The sequence below is a fragment of the Rhodococcus sp. MS16 genome (assembly GCF_013277795.1).
GTDB classification, from domain to species: Bacteria; Actinomycetota; Actinomycetes; order Mycobacteriales; family Mycobacteriaceae; genus Rhodococcus_F; species Rhodococcus_F globerula.
In genome coordinates, this window is record NZ_VBTM01000015.1 from 21,643 (window position 1) to 47,609 (window position 25,967).

25 protein-coding genes and 3 pseudogenes are annotated in these 25,967 nt (G+C 61.9%); 6 read left to right on the top strand and 22 right to left on the bottom strand.

Annotated features, from left to right (window positions below; all coding sequences use genetic code 11):
* Positions 1–4 precede the first annotated feature (4 nt).
* From FEZ60_RS26985 to FEZ60_RS26995, 3 genes are all read right to left on the bottom strand, one after another.
* Positions 5–931 (bottom strand): phosphatase PAP2 family protein, encoded by a 927-nt coding sequence (locus FEZ60_RS26985; protein ID WP_172937505.1) that lies wholly within the window; start codon positions 929–931, stop codon positions 5–7.
* A 767-nt stretch (positions 932–1,698) separates the two neighbouring features.
* Positions 1,699–2,145, bottom strand: coding sequence for a hypothetical protein (locus FEZ60_RS26990; RefSeq protein ID WP_172937506.1), 447 nt, complete (start codon positions 2,143–2,145; stop codon positions 1,699–1,701).
* A gap of 111 nt (positions 2,146–2,256) precedes the next feature.
* A complete protein-coding gene (locus FEZ60_RS26995) occupies positions 2,257–3,507 on the bottom strand; it encodes a hypothetical protein (protein WP_346343420.1) in 1,251 nt (416 codons plus the stop codon).
* 211 nt (positions 3,508–3,718) lie between these two features.
* Between FEZ60_RS26995 and FEZ60_RS27000 the strand changes: the two genes are divergently transcribed.
* The gene (locus FEZ60_RS27000) at positions 3,719–4,588 is read left to right on the top strand and encodes a phosphatase PAP2 family protein (RefSeq protein WP_172937507.1); all 870 of its coding nucleotides are present in this window, start codon (positions 3,719–3,721) and stop codon (positions 4,586–4,588) included.
* Complete coding sequence (locus tag FEZ60_RS27005; protein ID WP_172937508.1) at positions 4,585–5,259, top strand: VTT domain-containing protein; 675 nt, start codon at positions 4,585–4,587, stop codon at positions 5,257–5,259. Before FEZ60_RS27000 ends, FEZ60_RS27005 begins: the two co-directional genes overlap by 4 nt.
* A gap of 424 nt (positions 5,260–5,683) precedes the next feature.
* On the opposite strand, the gene FEZ60_RS32985 is transcribed toward FEZ60_RS27005, so the two are convergent.
* The 8 genes and pseudogenes from FEZ60_RS32985 to FEZ60_RS27040 all read right to left on the bottom strand — a co-directional run bounded on the left by FEZ60_RS32985 (position 5,684) and on the right by FEZ60_RS27040 (position 13,466).
* On the bottom strand, positions 5,684–5,812 hold the full coding sequence (locus tag FEZ60_RS32985; RefSeq protein WP_275942474.1) for a hypothetical protein: 129 nt from the start codon (positions 5,810–5,812) through the stop codon (positions 5,684–5,686).
* Positions 5,813–5,815: 3 nt separating this feature from the next.
* Entirely contained in the window at positions 5,816–5,953 is a 138-nt protein-coding gene (locus FEZ60_RS27010; RefSeq protein WP_172937509.1) for a hypothetical protein, read from the bottom strand.
* A 37-nt stretch (positions 5,954–5,990) separates the two neighbouring features.
* Positions 5,991–6,089: pseudogene (locus FEZ60_RS32685) on the bottom strand (transposase); the annotation flags it as partial.
* Between the two features lie 270 nt (positions 6,090–6,359).
* The gene (locus FEZ60_RS27020) at positions 6,360–7,415 is read right to left on the bottom strand and encodes an ABC transporter ATP-binding protein (RefSeq protein ID WP_172937510.1); all 1,056 of its coding nucleotides are present in this window, start codon (positions 7,413–7,415) and stop codon (positions 6,360–6,362) included.
* Positions 7,412–8,974, bottom strand: coding sequence for an ABC transporter permease subunit (locus tag FEZ60_RS27025; protein WP_172937511.1), 1,563 nt, complete (start codon positions 8,972–8,974; stop codon positions 7,412–7,414). Before FEZ60_RS27025 ends, FEZ60_RS27020 begins: the two co-directional genes overlap by 4 nt.
* A gap of 20 nt (positions 8,975–8,994) precedes the next feature.
* Positions 8,995–10,044, bottom strand: a complete 1,050-nt coding sequence (locus FEZ60_RS27030; RefSeq protein WP_172937512.1) for an iron ABC transporter substrate-binding protein — start codon at positions 10,042–10,044, stop codon at positions 8,995–8,997.
* Between the two features lie 1,127 nt (positions 10,045–11,171).
* Positions 11,172–12,566 (bottom strand): FAD-dependent oxidoreductase, encoded by a 1,395-nt coding sequence (locus FEZ60_RS27035; RefSeq protein WP_172937513.1) that lies wholly within the window; start codon positions 12,564–12,566, stop codon positions 11,172–11,174.
* A gap of 12 nt (positions 12,567–12,578) precedes the next feature.
* Positions 12,579–13,466 (bottom strand): diiron oxygenase, encoded by an 888-nt coding sequence (locus FEZ60_RS27040; protein WP_172937514.1) that lies wholly within the window; start codon positions 13,464–13,466, stop codon positions 12,579–12,581.
* 621 nt (positions 13,467–14,087) lie between these two features.
* Here FEZ60_RS27040 and FEZ60_RS27045 point away from each other — a divergent pair.
* A complete protein-coding gene (locus FEZ60_RS27045; protein ID WP_172937515.1) occupies positions 14,088–14,387 on the top strand; it encodes a DUF4193 domain-containing protein in 300 nt (99 codons plus the stop codon).
* A 474-nt stretch (positions 14,388–14,861) separates the two neighbouring features.
* On the opposite strand, the gene FEZ60_RS27050 is transcribed toward FEZ60_RS27045, so the two are convergent.
* Together FEZ60_RS27050 and FEZ60_RS27055 are read right to left on the bottom strand one after the other, a co-directional pair.
* On the bottom strand, positions 14,862–15,002 hold the full coding sequence (locus FEZ60_RS27050; protein ID WP_172937516.1) for a hypothetical protein: 141 nt from the start codon (positions 15,000–15,002) through the stop codon (positions 14,862–14,864).
* Positions 14,999–15,148: a hypothetical protein gene (locus FEZ60_RS27055; RefSeq protein WP_172937517.1), complete on the bottom strand. Its 150-nt coding sequence runs from the start codon at positions 15,146–15,148 to the stop codon at positions 14,999–15,001. Before FEZ60_RS27055 ends, FEZ60_RS27050 begins: the two co-directional genes overlap by 4 nt.
* Positions 15,149–16,411: 1,263 nt before the next feature.
* Between FEZ60_RS27055 and FEZ60_RS27060 the strand changes: the two genes are divergently transcribed.
* Positions 16,412–16,597: a hypothetical protein gene (locus FEZ60_RS27060; RefSeq protein WP_172937518.1), complete on the top strand. Its 186-nt coding sequence runs from the start codon at positions 16,412–16,414 to the stop codon at positions 16,595–16,597.
* Positions 16,598–16,847: 250 nt separating this feature from the next.
* Here FEZ60_RS27060 and FEZ60_RS33195 read toward each other — a convergent pair.
* The 4 genes and pseudogenes from FEZ60_RS33195 to FEZ60_RS27080 form a co-directional block, all read right to left on the bottom strand.
* Positions 16,848–17,147, bottom strand: a pseudogene (locus tag FEZ60_RS33195) (DUF3761 domain-containing protein); the annotation flags it as partial.
* A 1,095-nt stretch (positions 17,148–18,242) separates the two neighbouring features.
* Positions 18,243–18,599 carry a hypothetical protein gene (locus tag FEZ60_RS27070; protein WP_172937519.1) on the bottom strand — a complete coding sequence of 119 codons (357 nt, stop codon included), beginning with the start codon at positions 18,597–18,599 and terminating at the stop codon, positions 18,243–18,245.
* A gap of 168 nt (positions 18,600–18,767) precedes the next feature.
* Positions 18,768–19,229: an Hsp20 family protein gene (locus tag FEZ60_RS27075; RefSeq protein ID WP_172937520.1), complete on the bottom strand. Its 462-nt coding sequence runs from the start codon at positions 19,227–19,229 to the stop codon at positions 18,768–18,770.
* 1,381 nt (positions 19,230–20,610) lie between these two features.
* A complete protein-coding gene (locus FEZ60_RS27080) occupies positions 20,611–20,979 on the bottom strand; it encodes a helix-turn-helix domain-containing protein (RefSeq protein ID WP_172937521.1) in 369 nt (122 codons plus the stop codon).
* A 377-nt stretch (positions 20,980–21,356) separates the two neighbouring features.
* Between FEZ60_RS27080 and FEZ60_RS27085 the strand changes: the two genes are divergently transcribed.
* The gene (locus FEZ60_RS27085) at positions 21,357–21,707 is read left to right on the top strand and encodes a DoxX family protein (RefSeq protein ID WP_172937522.1); all 351 of its coding nucleotides are present in this window, start codon (positions 21,357–21,359) and stop codon (positions 21,705–21,707) included.
* A gap of 105 nt (positions 21,708–21,812) precedes the next feature.
* Here the strand turns inward: FEZ60_RS27085 and FEZ60_RS27090 are convergent, their stop codons facing one another.
* The gene (locus FEZ60_RS27090) at positions 21,813–22,475 is read right to left on the bottom strand and encodes a TetR/AcrR family transcriptional regulator (protein WP_172937523.1); all 663 of its coding nucleotides are present in this window, start codon (positions 22,473–22,475) and stop codon (positions 21,813–21,815) included.
* Between the two features lie 49 nt (positions 22,476–22,524).
* On the opposite strand from FEZ60_RS27090, the gene FEZ60_RS27095 reads away from it, so the two are divergent.
* On the top strand, positions 22,525–23,475 hold the full coding sequence (locus FEZ60_RS27095; RefSeq protein WP_172937524.1) for a zinc-binding dehydrogenase: 951 nt from the start codon (positions 22,525–22,527) through the stop codon (positions 23,473–23,475).
* A 153-nt stretch (positions 23,476–23,628) separates the two neighbouring features.
* Here the strand turns inward: FEZ60_RS27095 and FEZ60_RS32690 are convergent.
* From FEZ60_RS32690 to FEZ60_RS27110, 4 genes and pseudogenes are all read right to left on the bottom strand, one after another.
* Positions 23,629–23,869, bottom strand: a pseudogene (locus FEZ60_RS32690) (toxin).
* Positions 23,866–24,126 (bottom strand): ribbon-helix-helix domain-containing protein, encoded by a 261-nt coding sequence (locus FEZ60_RS27100; protein WP_172937525.1) that lies wholly within the window; start codon positions 24,124–24,126, stop codon positions 23,866–23,868. Before FEZ60_RS27100 ends, FEZ60_RS32690 begins: the two are co-directional and overlap by 4 nt.
* Before the next feature lie 450 nt (positions 24,127–24,576).
* A complete protein-coding gene (locus tag FEZ60_RS27105; protein WP_172937526.1) occupies positions 24,577–24,960 on the bottom strand; it encodes a VOC family protein in 384 nt (127 codons plus the stop codon).
* A gap of 64 nt (positions 24,961–25,024) precedes the next feature.
* Complete coding sequence (locus FEZ60_RS27110) at positions 25,025–25,744, bottom strand: YafY family protein (RefSeq protein ID WP_172937527.1); 720 nt, start codon at positions 25,742–25,744, stop codon at positions 25,025–25,027.
* Positions 25,745–25,967 lie beyond the last annotated feature (223 nt).

A 25,967-nucleotide genomic window follows, 5' to 3' on the forward strand; every position in this document is an offset into this window, starting at 1 on the left:
GAGATCACCTGATCGATTCCGGTCGACGTGTGCGGCCGACCCCTAGATTCCACTGTGCGATATTCGGATTCGCCCGGCAAGGATGGTCGGAGTTTGTCCGGTGAGGGAGGTCGTCGAGCGCGACAGCGGCATTCGGCAGGCCCCTGCCCGCGAAGACCGCGGCAACCAAGGATGCGGCAGTCGCGACCGCTGCGCCGAGCAACACGCCTCCGATCACATCGGTCAGCCAACACGCGCCGAGATAGAGCCTGGTCCCCGCGACAACGGTCCCCGCGAACACGATCGCAGCCCCGGCAGAAACACGACCGGGAATGGTCCGCGCATGTGCGCCGAGCACGACCAACAGTGCCCCGGCGAGGGCAACGATCCCGGTCACGTGCCCCGACGGGTACGACAAGTCGACCTCGGTAACGAATTCGGCGGCATCTGGTGGCCGCGTGCGTCCGACGATCATCTTCGTAACAGTGTTCGCCGCCATCGCTGATACCACCGTGCCCGCGATCAGCACCCCCGGCGCCCACGATCGTCGACGCCACGACACCAGTGCCGCGGTGGCCACCGCGATGATCGCGACCCCGACCGGACTGGAGACGTCGGTGATCACTACCGCCACCGGTGTCGCGGCGGTGAACCGATGCGCGGCACACAAGTCGAGCGTCGCAGCGTCCGCCTTGGTCAACCAGCCCGATGTGCTGACCTGCACCGTCACGAGGGTGAACATCGCCGCCAACGCCGCGAACCGCATCGCACCCCAACCGTGTGCGGCAGAGAGTGCGCCAGCACCGCGCGAGCGGTTTTGCCGGCTCCCGAACACTGCACCGACGTAGGCCGCGACAGAGACCGAGACGGTCCAGAGTGCTACCTCCGCGGTCGCTGACTCGGTTCGAACCTCCGTCACGAGCTCGCGCACCATGTCGAGCGTTCCAGACATATGGCCAGTCTTCGCCGTGACGGCTGTGAGAATGCTGAGAAGGCCACCCGATCGACGTCGCATAGGGCTCGCGTGGACCCGCAGACGTAGATCGAGGTTGCGCGGCGAATCCTGTTGGTCGAGAAGGCCGCCCGACTGGACTAGGTAATGTGGTGCCGAGTGATGTGGTGCGGTCTGGTTCGAATCCTGCGATCACGCTGGGGATCTCGCGCTCGGTCTGGGACAGCGGCTACGTATACCTCGGCTACGTAGACCGAAGACTCGCCGATCTGGACACTCCGCGAGAATAGGACTGTTCGCGGCGTCGGGTACCGAATGCACGTGGTGTGCAGAGACCGACGTTTTCGGGTGTCGGGCGCGTGGACCTTGGCGGCGGCAGGAAACTCGTATCTTCTCAAACACATGCGCAGTCGCTCGAAGGAACCCTCCCAGAAGTCCAGGAATTTCCGCGAGTCGTACTTCGTCCTCGACAACCAACACTCGCATTTCCGACTCCGTTCACCGTTTGGTGTAGAACACGAGTACGTCAGGTGTGAGTACGAGCGCGACTTGCTCTCAGCGCATCTTCAGGGCAGATTGCGCCCACTGATGTTCATGGCACTCGCCTCGTTTGTTACGCATTCGACGGTGACCGATATCGTGACGGCGGGTCGCCGAATCCGGCCCTTGTGGTTGCCATCGGTAGCGGGGTTCAGTGCCCGTCGCCGATTGCGTTGCGTTTCGCAACCGTAGTGAAAGCCTTGGCCGAGTGCGACTTCCGTCGAGTCTCAACAGTCGACTGGGTCGGTGCCGCCGAAGATGCCGACCTTGGTGATGGGTGTGGCAAACACTGTCACGGAGAGCATGTGGGCATCGACACCATCGCGCCAGTACCAACTGTGCATTCTCGACGATTGCGTCGTACGACACGGCATCATGGCGTCGATGGCGTTGTCTACGGGTAGGTGCGTTTCCATCCATTGCACCGCCTCCTCGAAGCTCATTCCGGGAAGATCGAAGCTGATCGATTCGGCTCCCATCCGAGTGGGATTGGTGGCGATTCCCGGCACCACGATCCCGTGTTGACCCGAGTCTTGTGTTTCGGGGACCACCAGGGGCGACGGGCGCGCACTTGCACTCGATTGAGCGGAAGTCGCGGGCGTATCACTCGAACTGCATCCGACAACGAGTAATGCGACGACCAAGGCTGGTGCCCAGACATTGGTCTTGTTCATCACGTGATCAAACCAGAGGACAGCAAGAAGAGCTGAGGAGTTGCCCCGGCGCTGGTTTCACAAGGGCGTTCATGTCGGCGACTGGCCGCCGCATTGCGTGTGTGTCGTTGTCTACTGAAGTTCGTTCAATAGTGCAGTGAGGGTTTGAGTTTCGGTTGCGGAATCGGGTGTGTTCGCTCGCACCGCTTTGAGGGCGCTGTCGATCCTGCCGTCGAGTACGACCCACGCGGTTTCATCCAAGGGGCGTAGCGACGCTTCGTCGTCGTCCCATGCGGTTTCGAGGTCTTTGATCCGTGCAACCGCGCCGGTGTGGTCACCGGCGTGCACTTTCGTCAGTGTGTCCTGCGTGATCGTGCGGAAGTCTGTCACATCCGCGGCCGGGAAATGAGCGCTCACCTGACCCGGGGTAAGCGTCGTAGTTATCGACGCCGTGCCGGTTTCCTCTTCGGTCGCCGACGTCTCGTGCGGCTGCGTAGAGGCCCAGATAAGCAGTACGCCCGCAGCGACAGCGACCGCGCCATAGTATCCGAGCATGATCCGTTCGCGACCTGGATGCGGGGTTCCGGACGGCCGAGTGGGTTCTCGTTCCTCGACGACGTCACTGTGGGTAGCCGTGAGGTAGATGACTGTGGCAACAATCGCGGTGAGGAAGACCGTGCTGGTGAGCGCCGTCCCCAAACCGAGACCACGATTGGTCGACGAGGACGCGACCCAGTCGCCGAGGTTGGCACCTAGCGGGCGGGTGAGAATGTAAGCGAGCCAGAAGGAGAGCACCGCGTTTGCGCCCAGCCGCCAGCCGATTACGATCAAGACGATCAACCCTGCCGGCAGTAGGACCGATATACCAGGCCCCCACCCCGTGATTTCGAGTGTCCAGTCGCCGACGGCTGTGCCGAGGGCGAACGTGACCAGAACGGCAAGCCAATAGAACAATTCCCGCGGCACCGTGACGATGCTGTGAATCGACAGTGTTCCCTCGCGTGCGTACCACACACCGAAAACAACCGTCAGCGCCGCCGCGAAGATGGTCGTACTCACTGCGAGCGGCACACCCAGATCGTCGGTCAGGATATCGGTGTAGAGCGTGCCGGCGACACTGAGCACCACAACTGCCAGCCAGTAGACGAGTGGCACGTAGCGGTCGAGGCGTAGTTGCCATACAAGAACAACGGCGAGTGCGACTGTGAAAATGAGGGCGGTCGTATGCAGGCCCAGACCGATCGTCATGTTGATCCAGTCGGCGAAGCTCTCACCTACTGTCGTGCACAGGATTTTGATGACCCAGAACCAGACTGTGATCTCGGGGACCTTGCTCAGCGTCACACGGGTGGTCATGTCGGTAGATCTCGTTGTCTCGCTCACAGATCCCGACGGTAGGGAGACGATGCTGAAAATGGCCTGAGAAGGACTGAGCACTTGGTCGTGTCGACGGTTTCTGTCCCGGCCGGGCGGAGAGTGATCGCCGTCCGGTTCTCAGCGGTTCCACAGCTACCGAATCCGATACTGCGGTGGTGAGAGAACAAGAACACCACGTGATGTCATCGAAGTCGACGCACGGCGAAACGGTCAACTCATGGCTCTGATCGGGCAGTCCCACGAGTTGGTTGCCGACATACATCAGGGTGGCGGCGCAGCCCTCTCCTTGACGGTTCTGGTCGCGGGTGCGGCGATGTGCCTGGGTGCGTCGCTCTGGCGGAGCCTGTCAGGAGATCACCGTCCGGCCAAATCGGTGCTGGTCAGCCTGCAGAGCGCCGGATTAGCGGCGGCGTTTGTCGCGCTGGCCTATCAGGTCAAAGCTGGGGACTGGTTGACCAGCGTGGACCCGGCGGTATTGGGTTGGTTCACCGAACACAGGTCGGCCTGGGTGACCGGGCCGGCCATCGCTGTTACCGACGCCGGCGGCCCGGTGGGCACCATCGTCCTCGCGCTCGTGATCGGTGCACTGTTGTCCCGGCGAGCCCGCTCGCCGATCCCCGCGCTGATTCTCATCGGGACTGTCGGTGCGGCCGCTCTGGCCTCTACCGTGACGAAAACCGTTGTCGGGCGGGCCCGTCCCCCGATCGCCTCCCAGGTTCTGCTCGAGACAGACCATTCCTTTCCGTCTGGGCATGCGACAGAGGCGATGGCGCTGTTCGTGACGGCCGCTCTCATACTCGGATATTCCTGGTCGCCGTCCCGGCGTGCCGTGTTGCTGGTGACGGCAGCAGCAGTGGTTGTGGTGGTCTCTGTTACCCGCCTGTACCTCGGTGAACACTGGCTCAGCGATGTGATCGGCGGAATGCTCCTCGGCGGCCTCGCTGCGGTGATCGGCAGTGCGCTTTACTCGGCCTGGATGGGCCAGTCCCACGGACGGCGCACCGGACACTCGGACGCGGCCACCACTGACACGGGCACCACCGATCTGTGCCGCAGTAACTCGACGATGACGGGACCAGCAGCATGAACGTGGCATTGGGACTTGGATTATTGGACGCTTCCACGCTGCTGGGCACCCTGGGGTTGCTCGGGGTCCTCGGTGCGGTCGTCATCGAAACCGGCCTCCTCGTCGGCTTCTTCCTACCGGGCGACTCGTTACTGTTCACCGCCGGTGTCTTCGCCGCGCAGCCGCATCCGTTCGCCCCGTTGTGGTTGCTGCTGCTCACCGTTCCGGTCGCTGCGATCGTCGGCGACCAACTCGGTTTTCTGATCGGACGGAGGGCAGGGGCCGCGGTGTTTCATCGTCCCAGCGCCAGACGGATCGGGCCGATACAACTCGAGCAGTCGCGGCGGTTCTTCGACCGCTACGGGCCGCGGACGATCCTGCTGGCCCGATTCGTCCCCGTCGCTCGCACGATCGCGCCGGTGATGGCTGGCGCATCCGGGATGAGGTATCGCACCTTCACCGTCTACAACGTCATCGGTGGCATTGCCTGGGGAGTGGGGGTGCCGACCTTGGGCTACCTGCTCGGCGGGATCGCGTTCGTACGCGCGCACATCGAAGTGATCCTGATCATGATCGTTGTCATCTCCATTGCGCCGCTGCTGATCAACGGTTTGCGGGCCCGGCAGCAGACGACCCGCCTGGCCGCCCGACCGGACAACGCTTCAACCGCCGACTACGATCCGCGACGGTGACCCGTGTGCCTCCGGGTGAGTGCGAGGACGGGCGCTGCTGCGGTGCTGCGTTTGTCAGTTGTCGCTCCTGTCCGGGTGCGCCTGGGCCGCCCCTGAAATTAGGAAGGTTCCGGGACTGCGGGGCCGACGACGGATGTCGCGCAACACCTCCGATCCGCGGTGCCCGACGTCGATCACCCGTTACTTTCTTATAGTCCTCGGAAATGCCTACGCCGTCGTGGTTGAGTTGGCGAGTATGCGTTTGCTTCGCCGACGTGGTCGAGTCGATGTCAAACGCACGATCCACGCCAAGGTCCGTTCTAGTAGACAACGGTGTGGCAGCAAACTGAATCGGATCTGCCCTTGGGTTTCCGCACAATATCGAGCGTCTCCGGCAATGCTCCGCGACCCACGCGACGAGGCGTCTGGCGTAGCCGCCGTCTGCTTACGCCAACACCATCGACGCCAACACCATCGACGGCATCACTGTCACCCGGAATAACGCCAAGCGCCCACTGCCGCGGTCGTGCACGCTCACCGCGGTCACCCACAGGCCTAGAGAGTCCGTGACCACGTGTCACTTCTTGTCGTTGACCCGTTTCCTCCCGCCCCATCCGCGGGAGTCCGCGCCGACCGTGTCGGCGCCCTCGACTGCATGCGCGTCGATCCCCGTCGCCGCCATCGGATCCCCGCCGCTACGGTCAGGGAGCTTCACCTGCAGCGTGGCGTGGATGCGGTCTGGTCACCCGGGACTCGTTCCATCGTGGGAGATACGCGAAAACTGTCTGCCAGGGCGGGAAGTCGTGCGGGAGCTGCCGCCACGAGCAGCCGGTGCGGTTGACATAGAGGATCGCAGCACTCGCTGCCGAGCGCGCCGCACCAGCCGCTCAGGTCAAGAGGCCCGAGTAGCGGTCGAGACGATCGCCCCGCCATACAGTGGGACACGATTGCATCGGATGCGGTAGAAGCGGACCGGCGTCTACCGGCTTGCATTCCGTGATGCCGAAGTAACTCGGAGACTTCATAGACGCACTGATGACATGTCGAACTGAACCTTGGCAATGTCCATGCATACATTTTCTGGCTGAAATGACGCGCTATCCGAAGTGTTTAACTGCGGTTCACGATGTGTACGCGATTGCGGTGCCGAGGACTCGGATGCTCACGCGATCACCTACGGCTAATTTGCTGGTTCCGAATCGGCGAACCGTCACCCGTTCCGGCACGTCGTCAGCCCCGCGATCGTCGAGATCGATGCCCACCAACGCTTCCGAACCCAGGTACTCCACATCAACGACCCTGCCCCAGACACCGGCTTCGCCGGCGGTGATCTCGATCTGCTCCGGCCTGAGCATGATTCGTGCCCGGCCGCTCATCGCGGCCGCATTCGTGCTCCGCGACAAGGCAACCTCACCCAAAGCACACGTTGCTGTGTTCCCTTCTACGATCGCCGGCAAGACCACGGCATCTCCGATGAATTCTGCGGTCGGGACGTCGATCGGGGCGTCGTAAATCTCGCGGGGCGTGCCCAACTGTGCCAGTCTGCCCGCACTCATGACAGCTACCTGATCCGCGAAAGACAGCGCTTCGGACTGGTCGTGCGTGACCAGGATTGTCGTGATGCCCGCTTTCGCCAGAACCTCAGCGACGATGCGCCGAGTGGTCACGCGCAGTCCGGCGTCGAGTGCGGAGAACGGCTCGTCGAGCAACATCAGTTCCGGCGCGCGGGCAAGTGCCCGTGCCAATGCAACTCGCTGCTGTTGTCCGCCGGACAGTTGGTCGGGGCGACGCGAGCTGTAGGACTCGTCCAGCGAGACCATCTCGAGCAATTCCGCGATCCGCAACTTTGTCCTCGCCTGCCTGGGCAATCCGAAACCCACGTTGGCAGCGACGTTCGCGTGGGGGAACAGTGCACCGTCCTGCGCGACGTACCCGACTGTTCTGCGGTGTGCGGGAACCCATCCGGTGCCGGCGACTGCTCGCCCGTTCAGGGAGATGCTGCCTTGGTCCGGCTTCTCGAAGCCAGCGATGATCCGGAGTAGTGTCGTCTTGCCGCAGCCTGAGGGCCCGACGATGGCTGTCGTGGATCCGGATTCGACGGCAAAACTGATACTGCGCAATACCTTCGTGGTTCCGAACGACTTGTCGATTCCTGCAACTTCGAGCGCGTGTGTCATAAGCCGGCAACCTTCTTGGACTGGGTGAAGAGCAGGTACGTCATCGGTAGTGACAGCACGATCATCATGAGTGCGTATGGAGCCGCGCCCGCGTAGTCGATCTCACTGCTCAGTGACCAGAACCGCATGGACAGAGTGCGAGTTCCCGTGGGTGCGAGCAGCAGAGTGGCGGTCAGCTCGTTCACGATGCCGAGGAAGACCAATGCTCCACCCGCCGCCGTGGCGGGAGCGGCGAGACGCAGTGTGACACGGAAGAACGCCGACAACGGTGAAACTCCGAGAGACTGGGCGGCTTCCTCGAGTCCCATCGGAGCTTGGGACAGTCCGACTCTCAGATTTACCAAGGCTCGGGGCAGGAACAACAGACAGTAGGCGGCGATGACCATACCCACGGTCTGATACAACGGGTGCAGGTACCGGATCGTGACGGTCACCAATGCCAAGGCGACGACGATTCCGGGCAAGGAACTCGAAATGTACGTTGCGCCTTCGAGGAAACGACTGAACCGGCCGCGATGGCGAATGGAGATCCACGCTATGGGGAACGCGAGCACACAGGTGCCTAGAGCACCGGCAAGCCCGAAGCCCAGGGTCTGACCGAGGGCTTCCGCCAGTTCGTCGAACTTCCACACCTCGCGCCCGCCGTGGATGGTCCACCGAAGAACACTCGCGACCGGAACGCCTACGGCCAGAATGATCGTCGATGCAAGAAATACGAGTGCGAGCGGTTGGTACCGCCAACCCAGGTCGGCGGGTGTCATGCGTCGGGCAGAACCCGAACCGATGCGTGCATAGCGCGCACTCCCGCGGACAACGGACTCGATCACCAACAGGGTCAGACAGAACAGGACCAGAACTCCGGCGAGCATCGTCGCTGCAGAACCGTTGAACGTCGACTGGTACTGCTCGAAGATCGCGGTGGTGAACGTGTCGAATCGGATGAAGACGAAGGCGCCGTACTCGGAGAGCAGATGCAAGGACACCAGCAGTGCACCGCCCGAGATCGCAAGCCGCAACTGCGGCACCACAACTCGGAAAAAGACACGCCACGGCCCCAGTCCGAGCGCCCGGGCGGATTCCTCCACTGCAGGATCCAACCGTCCCAGAGTCGCAGCGACCGGTACATACACGAGCGGGAAATACGACAAGGTCGCGATCAGCACCCCACCGTGCAGTCCACCGAGCGACGGAATCGCCGTCACCCAGGAGTAACTGTTGACAAACGCCGGTATGGCTAGCGGCACGGCGAGGAGAACTGCCCAGATCTTAGCGCCGAATACTCGAGTGCGCTCGACCAGCCAGGCGGCAGCAACACCGATGACCACACACAACGGCACAGTGACAATCACCAATTGCACGGTGTTGACCAGTAAGTCGAGAACCCGCGGCCGGAACAGCAACGCCGAAGCGGTATCCCAGCCCGTGTCGATGCTCTGGGCGATCACGTAACCCAGAGGAACGAACGAAACCGCAACCACCACGAGGGCGGTTACGGCCAGAAGAAGCGAGGGGCGGTTCCGTCGTGCGGTCGGATGAACTTTCGTTCGCTCCGACCGCACGCGGTCCTTCAATCCGAGGTTCAGAGCAGACCGGCTTCGGTCATGAGCTGCGTCACCTGCGGGCTGTTGAGTGTGGCCGGATCGATCTTCGGCGCCTGCAGATCGGCCAGGGGAACCAGCTTCGCGTTGGCCGGTACGTCGCTACCGACGGCGTACTCGAACGACGTACCGTTCTGCAGCACTTCCTGGCCGGACTTGCCGGTGACGAACTTCAGGAACTGCTGCGCTGCATCCTGCTTCGAGCTGGACTTCAGAACTCCGCCACCGGAGACGCTGACGAATGCACCCGGATCTTCGTTCTTGAAGTAATACAGGGTGACGTTCTTGCTGTTCTCGCCGGTCTTGGCCTGATCGCCGAACCAGTAGTAGTGGTAGATCACGCCGCCGGGAATCTCACCTGCGTTGACAGCCTTCATGACGGTGCCGTTGCCCTTGTAGGTGCGAACGTTGTCCTTCATACCGGCGAGCCACGCCTTGGTTGCGTCCTCACCCTTAAGTTCGAGCAGCGCGCTGACGATCGCCTGGAAATCTGCGCCCGACGGTGAAGCTGCCCAGCGGTCCTTCCACTCTGGGTTCTGCAAGTCCAGGAGCGACTTGGGCAACTGATCTTCGGTCAGCATGTCCTTGTTGTACGCAAAGACGGTGGAGCGAGCGGCGATACCGGTCCAGTTGCCACTCGACGGGCGGTATTCGCTGGGAACCTGTGCAAGGGTGTCGGCATTCACCTCGGTGAAAAGTCCCGCATTTTCGACGAGCGTCATCGCCGGCGAGTTCTCGGTCAGGAATACGTCAGCGGGCGACTTGTCGCCCTCTGCGACCAACTGATTACCCAGTTCGGTGTCGCTGCCTTGACGCATCTCGACCTTGATCCCGGTCTCTTTGGTGAACGCGTCTGCCCACTCCTGTGTCAGCGACTCGTGCTGAGCGTTGTAGACGGTGATGGACTCGGGAGTGCCTGCAGCGCTGGATTCCGTTGCTTTGTCGGAGTTCGAGCTCGAGCACCCGGCTACAGCCAAGACTGTGGCCATAGCCGCCGCAATCATAGAAATCCGTCCGAATCGCGTGCGCATATCCATCCGTCCCGTTGTGGTCGGGAACGCTCCCGACTCGTTTCGTCGGGTGATGTTACCCCTAGGGTTGGCATACCTAAGACACTGTGTGGCCGATACGCGATACCGACCGGATTGCATTCGACCTGGTCATGTGTTCAATGTGCGGATTTGACGCCACTGCAGCGGCGGCACCGACTCTCGGCGCCCAATTTCTTCAGCACCGCTGCGACATGAAACTTGACCGTGCCCACAGCACATCGAACAGTCCGATATCGCGCACCTGCACACTGCGCATCAACAGGCCCAGCAAGACAGCTTCCTCGTCAGCAGCCTGTGCAGGGATCTCGACGCGCAAGGACCATCGACGTCACAGGTCCTTGTCGGTGGTCAGCTGTCCCTGGCGGTGGTCACCGCACCTGCCAGGGCTTTCGGTGATCGGTGATCGGTGATCGGTGCACAGGCGCGCAGCCTGTGTTGTTGGTTGTTCTCTACCGCGACGAGTTTGTCGTCGTGGAAGTTCTCAGGTGCGTTTCGTACGAGACTGGTTGGTGAGTAATCAGTTTTTTTGGGGGGGGGTGCCGCGCCGCAACCTCGTCGGGTGACCCCGATGCTCACACAGGACAGGGGACCGACGGGGCCGGTAAACGCTGGTGATGATGCCAGATGTCTACACCTCGACGGTACGTGCGCGGCAAGGCCGGCGGTGACGCGGTTCGTCCCGTCTGACGTGGGTGTTACGTCCCACGTCTGCACTGATCGGACGTGCGGATAGCTGTCATACCCCTTCTCGATCCGCATGGGGGCGGATCCAGGTCTTTACGCGGTTTGGTTACTGCGCTGCCACCGGTCAATTGTGCAGACCGAGGATTGGTGGCGTGGGCTGGAGGCAGTTGTGTCGTATGTGGGTGGCGGCCTGGTCCGCACGGGGCGCCAGTTTGGATAAACATCTTCTTGTTCAACGTTTTTCGAGGATTTCGATGTGTTGGTCACCGGTCGGTAGGCGACAAGCGTGCGACGGAATGAGCGTTGTAGAGGGGGTGAGGCTACCGGCACGATTCTTCGGTGCGTTCGCGCGCACATTTGACCACGGTTGCGGCGGAAGGAAGAGGAACCTCAGGAACGATGGCTGTGGTGATCGTCGGAAGTCATACCCGCGAGCGAAAGTTGGCGACGAGTTGTGTGACGGTTTCGGCTGCGCAGGTGCGGTTGTCGCCGACGCCGCCGGATGCGCCTCGTTTCGCCCAGCCGACGACGTACAGTCCTTCGAGCGGTTCGCCCGTCTCGTCGGAGATGACCTGTCCGCGGCGGTTGGGTATGACTCCGTGTGTGTCGAGTGGGACGCCGTCGATTGGTTTGGTGGTGAATCCGGTGGCGCAGATCGCGGAGTTCGCGTGGAAGGTGCGACCTGCGGTCGTGGTGATCGCGATGGCGCCGGAGTGGGTTGTCGTGAGGTCGGCGACTTCTTGGCCGAACGACAAGATGATGCGTAGGGGACCTGTGGTGTCGGTCGGTGCGGTGTGTATGCCGTGGATATGGGTGGAAGGCAGGCGCAAGAGATCGCGTAGCAGCGGGCTGTCTGTGCCGGCGTGGGGCGCGCTACCGGCGCCGTCGATCAGTACCTCGGTGTGTTCGAGGGCGAGAAGCTCGTAGAACGCAGACGCAGTGAACGCGGCGCAGTCCGGAGCCGACCGTGACAGGACCACCAGTTCACTGACCTGTTGGCCCGCGGAAGTTCGGTGGCGGGTTTTCGCGACCCACCGGACGATATCGAAGGCGACGTTGCCCGCGCCGATCACGACGCATGTAGGGCCGGCAGGGGTGGGCGGGCGGAAAACCTGGGACCCGGCGTTCTCGGCGACCAGAATGTCGATGGCCTGGTAGATGCCACCGCCGGCGATGGTGGGGCCGATGTGGCGCGGCTGTGAGGCTCCGCACGCGAGGATGACGGCATCGAATCTCGCTCGGAGTTCGTCGATCGATATGTCCACACCGATTTCCGTGTCAGCAACGATGGTGACGCGGTCGTCCTGGAAGGGCACGTCGAACAGCCGGATCATCGCACGCACACCGACGTGGTCGAGAGATACGCCCCGGTGCAGGAGGCCCCCGACGGTGTCGTACTGCTCGTAGACGGTGACACTGATCGACGACGATCGCCGTAGGAGTTCGCGAACGGTGTACATCGCCGCCGGTCCCGATCCCACGACGGCGACCTCGGGTCTGTCGCTCGGGCTCGCCAACGGTAGCTCGAAGACGACGGGTGGTCGGGTGCGCGGCGCGATGGGGATATTCGCGAAGAATTCCTTGTTGCGGGCGGCGTACGAGAGCTCGGTGGAGGTCAACGCGTGCTCGGGTTTGATGGCCGAGGCGGGGCAGGCATCGACGCATGCGGTGCAGTCGATGCACGAGTCGGGGTCGATGTAGAGCGTCTCGGCGGAGGCGAAACCGTCCTCGCCGGGGGCGGGGTGAATGCAGTTTTGCGGGCACACTCGCACGCACGAGGCATCCTTGCAGCAATGTCCCAAGATGACGTGGGTCACGAGACTCCTACTTCAGAGAAGGTTCGATTTTCGGTAGATCCATCGAGCGCCGACATTCAGCAGTCCTTCTTTGCTCAGGAATTCGATGAACGGTTCCGCGGCCTTGCGGAACATCATGCGGTGGTGTTCGTTGTCATCGATATTCGACTTCACGAGATCCCAGTCGAGGCCGAGATCGTCGTATATCCGGCGATTGATCAGGCTTTTCGCGATGACGTGCGTTCCCGCAGCGATGATCAGGGTGCTCGTGAATCGCCGAACGCGGGAGAGCCCGATCAATCGGTCACGGATCTTTCGGCGCGCGTATGCCATGTGCCGGGATTCTTCGACAACGTGGATGTAGGCGGCGCGGCGAATGGGTGCGGCAACGTCGTCGCTGCTCATCCAGTCACGTTGCATGACATCGAAGATCTCTTCGCCGGCGAGGACGATTCCGTACGCTACTTCGTCCCAGGCGATGTGTCGGAACAGCCAGCCGAAGAAGTCCAGCATGCGGTCGCGCGGATAGAATTTCGATCCGATGGCTTCGATGGCATTGGCGAACATCAACGAGTGCAGGTTCTCGTCCGCGCATTCGTTGAAAAGGAATTTGACGTCCGGTCGCGCCGGATTCGCGCTGTGGCTCGCCCGCAGCAATGCCACCTGCAAACCGATCTCCAGCCAGATACCGACGCCCAGGATTTGTGCGACTTCGTTTCTGGTGACTCGGATGCGCTCGGGTTCGGACATGCGCTCCCACATCGGGGTGCCGAAAAGGGGTGACCACTGGGGTGTCATGCCGTGGCGTTCGTCGTCGCCAGGTTCGATTTGGTAGACCTGCGGATCTCTTGAATCGAAGGACAGCCGCTTGGCAGATTCCAAAAGGGTGTCGAATAGTGCGTCGCTTTCGGAAGCAGTCATCCTTCCTTACTCCTTAAATTCGGTTGCCATCGAATGTCGATTCGATCGTCGCGGCGATGGGTACTGGGGTTCCGACCCGCAGTGCCCTGATCCACCGATGATCGTGCGAGTGGTTGGGCATGTGCGTGTCGTGGACGCGAGAGTCTCTCACTGGCAGGGGAATCTGAGTTGTCACACCAAGATTCGAAGCCAAGAGCAGAAACATCGTGCGGGTGAAAGCATCTCACACCCTCGCCGATTTCGACCGATCCGAGTCTTATGTCGGCTCCTGGGCTGGTTCCGGCGCGAAGATGCTGCCTGGCCAGTCCTGCACGCGGCCCGGGTCGCGTGCTATCTCGGCGGTCGAGTAAGGCGAGTCGCTGCGACAAAATACGCAGCGCGGCCCTCTGTGCGTGTGATCTCGCCGCCGGCGGACCAGTCACCGCGATCTGCTAAAGGCCGCGAATCGAACGATGTGCTGACCGACCCGGGCACCTTCGACCCAACCCAAGATCGAAGGTGACGATTTGCCGCCATGTGACCGGTCGCTGACACAGGCCACGGCATCGGAGCATTAACATGCAACGGATCTCCGCGAACATCGAGCGGATCCGGGAAAAACATCCGCTGAAGCGAGGGGTCATGGCCACCGACTACGACGCACCCAGAGTTACCGATCCCGGCGGGCTGAGGCAAGACTCGCTCGACGAGCTGAAGGCCACACGGGACGAATCCCGATCAGGGGTCGTCGACGTCGAGGAGGCGGACACCGCGGAGTCCTTCGAGCTGCCGGGGGCGGACCTGTCCGGCGAGGAATTCACGGTACGCGTGGTACCGAAGCAGTCGGACGAATTCACTTGCACCAGTTGTTTTCTCGTCCATCACCGCAGTCGCGTCGCCGACACCGGCGGGCAGCTGATCTGCCTGGACTGCGCCGGCTGAGCACATCCCGACACCAGCTTCGGGTGTGCGGGCGCTGGAGTAAGCAACGGCGTAGCATAGCGCGGTTGTTTCCGTGGCCTACTCCGGACCGGTCCGTCATCGCAGCGCATTCCTGTGGTGATGCTGGGGACGAAGAAATCGCGCCCGATGTCCCGCGAGCACGGCGTCGGATCCGCACTGAATCTGGTGTTGGTGACGAGCGATGCCATATCTGACGACGGCGCTACGTTGATCGACCCGCGTAGCGCGGGCGGCTGCCGACGGGTCATCGAGAACAGTGCCCACTCTCTAGACGCTTTGGTCAATCTTGGTAGCAAGGTCGGTGTGCATGTCGACACCGAATCGCTGCCTAACCACCGACATACGTTGCTGGGCTCGGTCGACGCTGTGACCCGTAGTGGGGCCGCGCATGCACTTATGTCTGGAGGGGTTCGATCAGGCTGCGCGCCGCGTGGCAGCAGTGCTCGTGGTCGGTTATCGGTGTGGCCTCATCAGGTGTGTCCCCAAGCGCAGTGATCGACTGCTGCGGCGGCGCCGTAGGACGGCTTGAATTGCCGCGGTGCCGCCGATCCCGGCGGTCAGGACCAGTAGCAGTTCGGCGACGTTGGTGTTCATGAGAACCGCCTTGTGCGGGGCGCCTTTCGGGTATGTGCCGGACGGTCTACGAACATGGCCTCGATCCGCGTCTTGATTTCGGCGGTACTCATCGACTCTGGCGGTGCGGTGTGGCCGGGGTTTGCCGGCAACTTCGGTGCGTTCATGCGTGACTTCCTTGTCGCGGTTGCGAATTGTACTGACTTGGAGCGGTTTCCGTTGTGGTTTATCGGATCATGCGGGCGGCGAAGGAACGAGGACGAGGACCGACGAGTGCACACAGTGCACACGACCCCGGCCAGTGCCGGGCGGGTGCGGTGCCGGAGGCGAGTGCCTCGGCGAGCATCGCCCGCCTATCCTGTGCATCGGCCCTGTCCGGCGGTTCGAACAGGGCCGGGCCCCGACGTGCACCGGATAGTCGCCGGATTCGCCGAGCGGGAACATCGAGTCGGCCGGTGGCATCGGGAGCAGCAAGAGTGGGCCCTTTCCATTGGCTCGAGTACCGGACCTACGGCATGGTCCGGTACTCGAAGCCCTGTGGTTTCAAGGCACGTGTGAGGTATGTCCGGTTTCGACGGTCACCAGACCGGGTGTGAGTGATGTCACGGTCGAGTGTCGCCGGATTATGTCTACACACGGATGCGGCTTGGCGCCACTCGGACGAATGTTCAGTTGCCTTGGGGAGGAGTCGTTTTCGTCGTCTGAACACCGGTGTCGATGCATGCGTGCCCGACGGCGGGGAGCCGGCTTGTTTCGGTCCGCCGGGCGTTTCGCTGGGTAATTCTTACCTCTCCTGGGGCGCGGCGGGTGCCGTGATCATCCGGTCCGTGCGGTGTCTCCACCTGCACGTGATCACCTTCTGTGCGCGGAAGATGGCTGTTCCCATGGCAGTTGAAACCCCGGCCGAGAAACCAGTGACCGGGGTTGTCCACGTTATCGGTGTTGAGCACACAACACCGATGACCCTCTATCCATGGGAGTCGACCCCTCGCATCCGGCTCCGCCCGCTCACCGTAGTCAGGCCGGCGTCGGGAGCGCGAGACGGTACTGACAAACCGTCGAAACTGAGGACTAAAGTCCTATCTCTTGTGTTGGAAGTTCAAGGCCTTTCGTGGTCTGAGTTTCGAATTCTTTGGCCTGAAGGATCATTCCTCCTTCCGTTCGGTTGCTGCCACACCCCTCGGCGTCGGTCACGGGCCCAGTGTGGGCACATCCGGTCCGGGGGCACCTCACGACTGCGACTGTCAGGGTGCGAACCGTGCTGCGGCAGTGTGTGATCCACGGTCGATATTTGAAGCTGGCGTACCGGTCGGTATCGGATCGAGAAGCGGTCGATCTGTGTTCATGGGGTTCACCTCGCCGGTGCTGGTGTGGGTTTCGAGCTGTGTGAGTGGGGTATCAGTGATCGGCGGGGGTCGAAGAGGAGTGACATGGATCCAATTGTGTGGGCGGAATCTGACGAACGTGAATCTTGGTGGCGTGAAGTGCTGGGAATCGACGTCGCAGAGCAATGCGTGCCGACAATCGTGGTCGAACAATCGCAACGTGGACTGATCTGCGGAGATCAGCAACGCCGGGGAACGGATACGTCGGTCGCGGGGGCTACCGCGGCATGAGTCGGCCGATTGTTGCCACTTCTACGTGACGCAACGATGTTCCATTCTTCCTGAAATAACTTGATACCGAGACTGTTCGGGGGAGAAGGCGTAGCTAGCTGATCCGCTCACCGAGGACGCGTGATCGCGTGCAGTCGCGAAATGTGAATGCGGCCGCGCGCTGTTCGTGGGTCTTGTCTTCCTGATAGCTGAGTTCTGTAGCGGTCATGTGCCGACTGTCGAATGATGAGTGCTCGAGCCAGGCGGGTGCTCCACCGTGGCTGGAACAGGTTCCTCGGCGGCTTTGGCTGTAGCTGTAGGGGCCGTCGCCGCATTGTGCGGTGGCACTTGCGGGCGTTTGGGGCGCGAGTTCAGGGGGAGTGGATGCAGTTTGCCTGCGTTGTTGGTGTATTCGCCGACGCGTTGTCGTTCCAGCTGCCTCCGGAATTCCGGCCGTGGTGGTGCCTTGCGACGTCGGCGGCCACGCGTGAGCCATTGTGGGTGCGCCACTGGGGACGAAGGACTCATGCCTTGCCGACCGAAGGGCGGGCATATGAGACGATTCGCCCATGGCGAAACATCACAGGGCCGAGGTTAGGTGCGAGGTGAGGCGCGCAGATCCAGCTGGCCGATTGAAGACGTGACTAGTCGTTGCACTGTGCATCCTCACTGTGTTTGCGGTTATCTGTGGCCTCATTTATGACAAGAGTCTCCTGACCTGAGTGTGAATGGACGGGTCACAATTGCGTTGCGGGAGACTTTCATTCGCATCTCGCCCGGTCAAAGTCCAGTACGTCGGCGCGTTACGTGCGAAGCTCCTGCCATGTGGTGGATTGCCGTTATTGTCGGGTGGACCGCAGCGGGCGCCTACGTTGCGATCTTGCTAGGCCGCGCCATCAACAATGCCGAGTTGCAGGAACCGCACCGCCTCTCGCGCTGAGCAATTCCGGGCGGCATCAGGCGGACCGGTAGCACTTGGCAGCTGGGAAATCGTGTCGATTGCGGGCACACTTCTCGGTGCCGCACTCAGTGCGGCTGGTCCACTGGCCGCGCAATGACGCGCCGGCCGCCATCACTGGTTGCCAGTAACTCCTCCAGTCGCCAGTGATGGCACCTTTCGATGTCGCATCCGCGAACATGCAGTGCTCCGGGCGGCACCTCGCACTCGGGGCACTGCCGTTTTGGTCGACGATTCATGATCTGGCAGGAAGTCGCTACGACCCACGCCGCCGACTGAAGATGAAACCCGTCCGGCGGTGTGCCGTAGCGCCCTGGCTCAAACAAGCTGCGCAACTGGAATTTTCGCTAGTGTGACAGTGTCGAGTCGGTCAATCAGAGTGACGGAATGCGGCATTCGACCTGTCATGTTGGGATACCTGCCTCAACGGTGAGTGCGGTCGGAGGTGTAGCCCCACAGCCAGTCGGTGTATTTGTAGCTTGAGGTGTCGGAGAGCTGTTCTGTGGTGGTGTTGGCGATGTAGGCAGTGAGGAGGTTGGTGAACGCGATTCTGGCGGATGCTGCGATGCCCCTGAGCTGCTGGGTGCGGGTGGGTCGGTGGTTGTCGGGGTTCAGCTCGTTGGGGACTGCCCCACTTCGGTTGCCGGGGCTCTGCCCTCAGGGGATTTCGAGTCGGGTCCGTTGGTGTCTTTGTCTCGTTCGGCTTGTTTACATGTGTGGCAAGGCTGCGGTGAGGAAGACGATGCCAAAGGCGATACCGGAGATTGCGGTGAGGATCCCGACAATGCCGACGCTGTTGTCGCTGGGGTCGTGTCCGGGTGTGTCGGGGCGGCGGCCTGCCAGTGCGGTTCCGATGGCGGCGACTCCGAGGAGGATGCCGAGGCCGAACATCCAGAATGTCAGGATCGAAAGGGCGCCGAGCATCAATGCCATGTCGTTGTATTCATCGCTGGTGATCGGACGTTCATGATCCCACCAATCCGGTGAGGTGCGTGCGGGGGTCCCTGGATCGGGGTTGCCGGGATTGTCGGACTGTTCGTGCGGAGGGATGGTCGATGCAGTCATGGCCGTAAAAGGTTCTCGTACTGTTTCTTTCGGATTCTTTCAGGTGCGTATGCCGGATGTGTGCGGGTTGTGCGGTGGTCGGCTCAACCGGTAGTGGGGTGATACCCGAGAGCGCATGGTGTCCTCGCATATCACCCCACTGGAGGGAGCGGGTCTGGCCGGGCGGGGTCAGGCTTCGATCTGCACCTGTTGTTTCGCCTGGGCGTTTTCGGGACGGGAGGGCGATCCGGAGGAGATCTCGATCCGCCGCGGTTTCGCCTTCTCGGCGATCGGCAAGGTCACCGTCAATACGCCGTTGTCGTACGAGGCAACAATCTGTTCGGCATCGATGTCCTCACTGATGGACAGTTGCCGTCTGTACGTTCCAGCGAATCGTTCGCTCGCCAGCCAGTTCACACCCTCCTCGGAGAGGGTGCTGCGATGCGCGGTCAGCGTCAAGGTCGAACCGTCGATGTGTACGTCCACCGACCCTGGGTCGATGCCGGGAAGATCGGCGTGCAGGACGTAGTGGTCATCGACCTTGTAGAGGTCCATCGGCATGAACCGTGGACTGCGGTTGTTGCCGGTTCCTGCTGTGAGGACGGATTTGGTGAATGCGTCGATGTCGGTGAAGGGATCGAAACGTAGCACAGTAACACACCTCCCATGTCGTGAAAAGAAAGGTCCCCGCCACTGTGGCGGTCGACCGAACTCACTGTGCGAGAACATGATAACCACACCGATTAGCACTCTGCAACTGAGAGTGCCAGATTTGTAGGCGAGTGTTCCGGTCCGCGGAAATTGCGGTATTGGCGGTGGAGGCGAAGGCCCGTTGCTGTGCTGCCGCGCCTTCCGTGCGGGCGGTGAATGGGAACTGACGGTGTCGGATGATGCTGTGTGCCAGAAAGGTTCAGTGTCGACTCGGGACGCGGTGCGAGAGGAGCTGCGTTTACGACGTTTCGATGAACGATGCCCGCGGCAGAGAGCGCACCTGAACGGGCTTCTGATTGGTCTTTACCTGGAGTGAAGAGGTTGGTGAAGGCGGCGCGTTGATGAAGTCCTGATCGAAGTTGGTGTGCTTCGAAGCTGAGTTGCTGGATTTGTGACGAAGCAAGAGCGATCTGTTCGGTGAGTTCGCGATTACGTGTTCGGGGCAAGCATTCCGTGGGCAGGGTCCTGCCCACGGCATAGTTCACCGGGACGATAAGGTTCTGGTGGGGACGTCGCTGATCTGACTGGTGTAGGTTCTCGGCGATGCCGAGGGCTGGCTACCTGGTCTGAGCGAACCGTGGACTGCGTGCTCTTTCCTACCGGCGAGGGTGCGCACGGCCCGTCTGGTCGTTACTGACGAACGATCAGACGGGCCATTTTTTTGTGGCTTGCGGGCGGGTTTAGATTGTTTCCCGAGGTGGGTGTAATGCTGGTCTGTCGTCGGTGGTCGATGAAAGATATTGTATGTCAATGGGTTTACAGTGATGTCGATGACAGTATAGGGGCAGGTGCCCGAGGCTGCAGGCAGAGGCGACGAGACGTCGCTGTAGCGGTTCCTGAATTGTCAGTGCGGCAGGGGGAGGGTGGGGCTGGTCGTCCGGCAAGGCTGTCGCGTAGTTGCGGTGTGCGGAGAAATTGTAGTCCGGCGGTGGGCGTTGGTGAGACATCCGGGCACGACGACGCGGACGACGTGCAGGCTGGCGCTGAGAACGTTAGGGGTGGTGAGATCGACCCACGGGCGGCGCCGACGACAGCGTAGAGCGCGAAGAACTTCGACGCCGTCTCGACGAAAGTGACGGCGTTGCATGAACACTCGGTGTGCAGGCTACGTCAGGATGATTTTGGTTCTCGATTCGTCGGGAACGGAAGTGAGGTACCAACACCTTCGGGCGTGCGGGGTGCTTGGAGATCCTGGTCGATGTCGAGTGCGCGTTACTGGACGGGGTGTCCTGATCGTGGTGATGTTTCGTGGCGTCCTGCGATAGGTGGGTAGCTGCACCGAGGCAAAGAATTACCGTTCGGTCGAATATATTGTTGGGCTTCAGATTTCGTCGGTGTCGGTGACATCGTGCAACGCTGCGATGGTTTCGCCGTTGGTTCGTGCCCACGCTGTCAGGGCTCTGATGGGTTCTTCGAGTGTGCGTCCTAGTTCGGTGAGGCTGTATTCGACGCGTGGTGGGGCTTCGGCGTACACCTGGCGCGTGACCAGTCCGTGGTCTTGAAGCCGGCGCAGTGTCTGGGTGAGTACTTTGCGTGAGATTCCGCCGATCAGCTCCGCTAATTCGCCGTGTCGAAGTGGTCCGTCGCTGAGCCCGAACACGGTGACGACGGCCCATTTGGTGGCGATGATCTCGATGGCCAGCCTGGCGGGGCAATCGGCGAGGAACACGCTTCCGGGGCGAAGACTCATATTCCGAAGGGTACCTGTTGGTACCTATCGACGTTCTAGTGTCGTACCCATGCCATTGACCGCTCTTCAATGCCGACATCGAATTCGGCATCTACCGCTTCGCCGATATGAATTCGGCAGAGTTTCCTGCACGCCGTGTTCAAGACACGTGGCTACGGCGTCGCGGCAGATCTGCAGCATCAGGTCTTCGGTGAGTCGTTTCGTCGGGCTGATGGACCTTGGTGGATTTCCCCGCAGCGCTGTTCTGGAGTCGATCGAGAGGTTCGCTACCGGCGTCGCCGCCACGGTGCGCAGCTAGATCGGCCGCCGCAAGTCAGCACATCCGCGATCTACAACTCGAACTCATCACCGAACCTCAAAGCAGTAAAGGACCTTTCATGTTCATTGCGTATGTCATTCTTGCCGCACTCCTGTCCGCGGTACTTCTGTCCTCAGCGGCAGCCAAATTCACCCGACCGAAGCGGCTGGTCGCACAGATGTCCACCCTTGCCCTGCCGGATAATATGTTGCCGTTCCTCGGTGTGGTTCAGATCGCCGGGGCGGTAGGCCTTATCGCCGGATTCTGGTGGGGTCTACTGGGTATCGCTGCTGCGGTCGGTGTGACGCTCTACTTTCTGGGCGCGGTCGCGGCGCATCTGCGCGTCAAGGACTTTCCCGGTGCACCTGCGGCCGCGGCACTGGCGGTTGTGGCCGTGATTGTGGGTCTGTTGCGTGCTGCGACCCTCTGAGCGCCGGACGCTTCATGTCGATCAGGGGATCCTGCGCCGCAGTGGCCGGAGACAACGCCCGCACCCGCCGCCTCGTCTGGAACCTCTGTGCCGGGTCGCTAACGATCAGTCGGCGCCTCTGCCGGGAGGTCCTGTCCGCGACGTGATTATCGACCGTGCGAGTGCGGGCGAGGGTGGCAGTGCGTGGTTGGTCGGCGCCGTGTGGAATGCGTCGATCATCAGTGCTGCGAAACGCCGAGCGGCTCGAATGCGGTCGTGCGGCGGTGTCGTCGTGGAGAGTCCCCGATTTGCTGTCAGGACAAGAATGAGATCGTCGACGACGAAGTCGTCTCGCAGTTCGCCTTGCGCTTTTGTTCGACGGGCGAGGTCGGTGAACGCTCGAAGTGTTTCGGTTCGATGGGACAGAAGATCGACCGTGCCAGGGTATTCGGAGGTGAAGGCTTCGGTGAAGCCCTGGTTCTGCGCGTTGAGTTCACTGAGCTGCTCGATCACGTAGCAGAATCCGCGCCATGGGTCGGGGTGATCGAATGCGGTACGGATGATGTCGCGGCAGGTGTGGAACTCGTCCATGAACGCTTCGAGTATCAGATCCTTTTTGGTGGGGAAGCGTCTGTACAAGGTGGCGGGGCCGACCTCTGCCCGGCGGGCGATTTCGCGCATGGAGATACCGAGGCCGTCCGACGCGAACACCTCACGCGCCACCTCCACAATGCGGTCGCGGTTCTCCTTGGCGTCGGCGCGCAGGATCTGAGTCAAGCCGTCGGTCATGGTTCTCACTTTACGTAAACGGACGGGTGCGTCCATTACCGTCGGATTCATGAAAGCAATCTCGATCCAGACATTCGGCAACGCTGACGGCATGCAGGTCATCGACTTGGCGGAGCCGACAGTGCGGGCCGGGGAGGTCCTCATTAGAACCGAGGCCATAGGAGTGGGTGGGGTCGATGCTGTCATTCGTCGAGGAACGCTGAACAGTTACGGTTTCGAAAGCGGGTTCATTCCGGGCAGTGAGGTCGCTGGAGTCGTTACGCAGGTCGGTGCCGACGTCGAGGAGAGTTGGATCGGCCGCCGCGTCTGGGCATTCACGGGAACGGGCGGCGGTTACGTCGAGCTAGCGCTAGCGCAGGTCGAGAATATCGTTGCCCTTCCCGATGAACTCTCCAGCGTCGATGCCGTGACTCTCGGAAGCGCCGCTCCCGTAGCGCATTTCGTACTCGAACATGCCCGGTTTGCGGCAGGGGAGTCGGTCCTCGTGCGCGGTGCCGCGGGAAGTATCGGTATTGCTGCGGTGGAACTCGCGTCCCGGAAGGGCTCGGTCACGGTTACGACGTCATCGCCGGCCCGCGGCGAGTGGCTTCGCGATCTCGGCGCAACTCATGTGCTCGACCGCGGCGGGAATGGTGTCGGGCCGCAGGCTTTCGATGTGATCATCGATATCGTCGCTGGTGATGCGTTGCCTACGTTCATCGAGCGGTTGGCACCGAATGGCAGACTCGTTCTCGTCGGGGTTGTCGGTGGACCGCCTCCTCAGGATTTCGGGACGACGTTGATGGCGTCGTTCCAAAGGTCCCTCTCTGTAGGTACATTCAGCCTCGACACCGTACCGAAAGTTGCGCGCGACCGGGTGCGCGCCGGGTACTTCGATGCTGCCGTTCGCGGCGAACTTCATGCGGTCGTCGACGATGTCCTTCCGCTTGAGAGGGCCGCTGAGGCGCATCAACGGATGGACGACGGTCAGGTGTTCGGTCGAATCGTACTGATTCCCTGAATGAGTGGGTGAACTGGTGTGTGTGTGTGGGCTGACAATCAGAGTATTTCGTCGATCGTCATCCACAGCCCACAGCCCACAGCCCACAGCCCACAGCCCACAGCCCACAGCCCACAGCCCACAGCCCACAGCCCGGTGCAGTGTGGGCAAGGGTCATTGCAGGAGGTCGAGGTAGTGGGGGCGGGCTTTCATGGCGTGTATGAGTAGTTCGTTTCCGCTGTCGAAGCGCAGGACGACGAGTTCTAGGAGGCGGCCGTTGGGGGTCGAAGCCGAGGTGGAATTGGCGGGCGGGGTTGTCGTCGTCGAGATCGGCGATGTAAACGTGGTGCTCTGCTGCGTAGATGCCGGCGTCTTCGCTGATTCCGTGTTTGGTTGCGGATTTATGTGCCTTCACGCGACCTGGGTCCAGGCGCGCACTGCTTCTCGGATCGCTTCGGATCGGGAGACGTGTTCTTGTTCTGCGCGGGCGTTCAACGCTTCGAGCAATGCGGCATCCATCCGCACGGGCACGACAACGCCGGGGCCGGCTCCGAGGGTGGGTCTGCCGCGCTTGCGCAGCTTTTCGACGTCGTAACCGATCTCTGCTTCGTCTGCCCACTGCTCGATCATCTCGTCCGTGACGGGCTGACCGTTGATCGTTTCGTCAGTCATACAGATTAGTGTAATACGAAATTGGATGGGTTGGGCGTCGGCGCTGGATCTAAGCTGACGGAAAGTCTGTGCACTGGTTCGTCCAGGGTTAAGTTTGGACGGTCGACAACAAAGCGCAGACCGCACCGCGTCGCAACCTGAAAACAGTGACCTCATCCGTGTTCTCGGTGGCGATCGCGCGCCGCGTACCGGATAAGGCGAAAGCGCAGGCGGAGGCGTTCCGTGACGATGAAGTGATCAATGGCCAACGCCGCGAACGGATTACAATCGGTAACAACTCGGTGCCATCGACCCCCGTCACATCGGCCGGTGCTCGACCCTAAGCGCAATATCCGGGGGCGGTGGTGACCTGGGGCGGTAGTGCGGGTGTGCCAGTTGCACCTCCGCCACGTCCGCGGTGGGTGACGCTGCCGGGTTCGTTCTTGTTCGGCGGGGCGAGCGCGAGCCGCGTTATCGGGGTTCGGCGGTAGGCCGGGTGAACAGGTTGACCAGGTTCCCGTCAGGGTCGCGGAACATCGCGGACCGGTTGCCCCAGGGCATCGTGGTCGGCTCCAGGACGATGACGTCCAAAGCTGCCTGCAGGCGAGCGAACTCCGCGTCGACGTCCGCGACGAGGAATTCGATGATGACCGAGGCGTTGCGGCCGGGCTGTGGGGCGTGCTTGTTGAGCATTGCGACGGTCGCGGTGCTGGCGATCGCGAGCGTGCCTGCGGCGGTGCGGAATTCGGCGAACACGGGAGCGGGTCGGATCGCGGGCGTTCGTGTCACGAGCTCGTAGAATCGGGCGAGGCGTTCGATGTCGTCGGTGATGATGCGGATAGATGCGAAGTCCATGGTGGTCCTTTCAGACGGGTCGTTCGACCCGATCCCTCCATGGTGCGCCGCGCCGGCGACAACGTTATGTCGGTGTTTGCGAATCTTTCTCACCGGTGCTGACGGAGCGGAGGGTGCCGTAGGCGATATCGAGGTCTTCTGCTCGCAGTGATCGGCGAGGCGTCCGCTCGCCGGTGGCTTCCGCCGACATCACGCGATCACCTCGGAACGCGCGAATGCCGTCGCGGAGTCGGCACCAGCCGATCAGGTACCAGTCGCGTCCCTTCCCGACATAGCCGAGGGGCTCGACGTCGCGAAGTGTGTCGGCGCCGCCTCGATCCCGATACGCGATTCGTAGCACGTTCCCCGAGCGGAGAGCGCCTGCGAGTTCGGGCGGGCCGTCCGGGACGGGGCCGTCGTCGAGCAGGTGGATGCGTGATGCGAGTTCGGCTGTCTCGTGGAGTGTGCTCTGGTCCATCACCGCGACGACTTTGCGTAGTGCGGAGGTTGCTGCGGTGTGGAATGGGCTGGTGGAGAGCATGCCCAGTGCGATGGTGACGGCGAGTGCTTCGTCGACGGTGAACCCGAGCGGGGCGAGTGTGTGCGAGGCGTCGATGCAGTAGCCGCCGGTGCGGCCGGGTTCTGCCCAGATGGGCACGCCGGCTTGCTGCAATGCAGACAGGTCCCGTTCGATCGTGCGGGTGCTCACTTCGAACTTTTCTGCGAGCCGTCGGGCGCTGCGGGGCCGCGGGGCGACGGCGCGAAGTTCTTCGACCAGTGCGTACAACCGGTCGGTGCGATTCATACGTCGACTCTAGGCGCGCGCCTGCGGGTGACCCTGTGGTCGACCTGCCGCGTTCCGTCTAGCCACACGACGCTACTCGAGACTCGCCCGAAAGCGCCTGTGACCGGTCTTGGTCTCGGAGAGGTCGACGCGTCACCGACTGTAGTTGTGCATCCCAGAAGATTGGTCGCGGAGGCTGCCGGGGTGTCGGTCCCGACCGCGAACCAGGACCCGACCGTCCGAG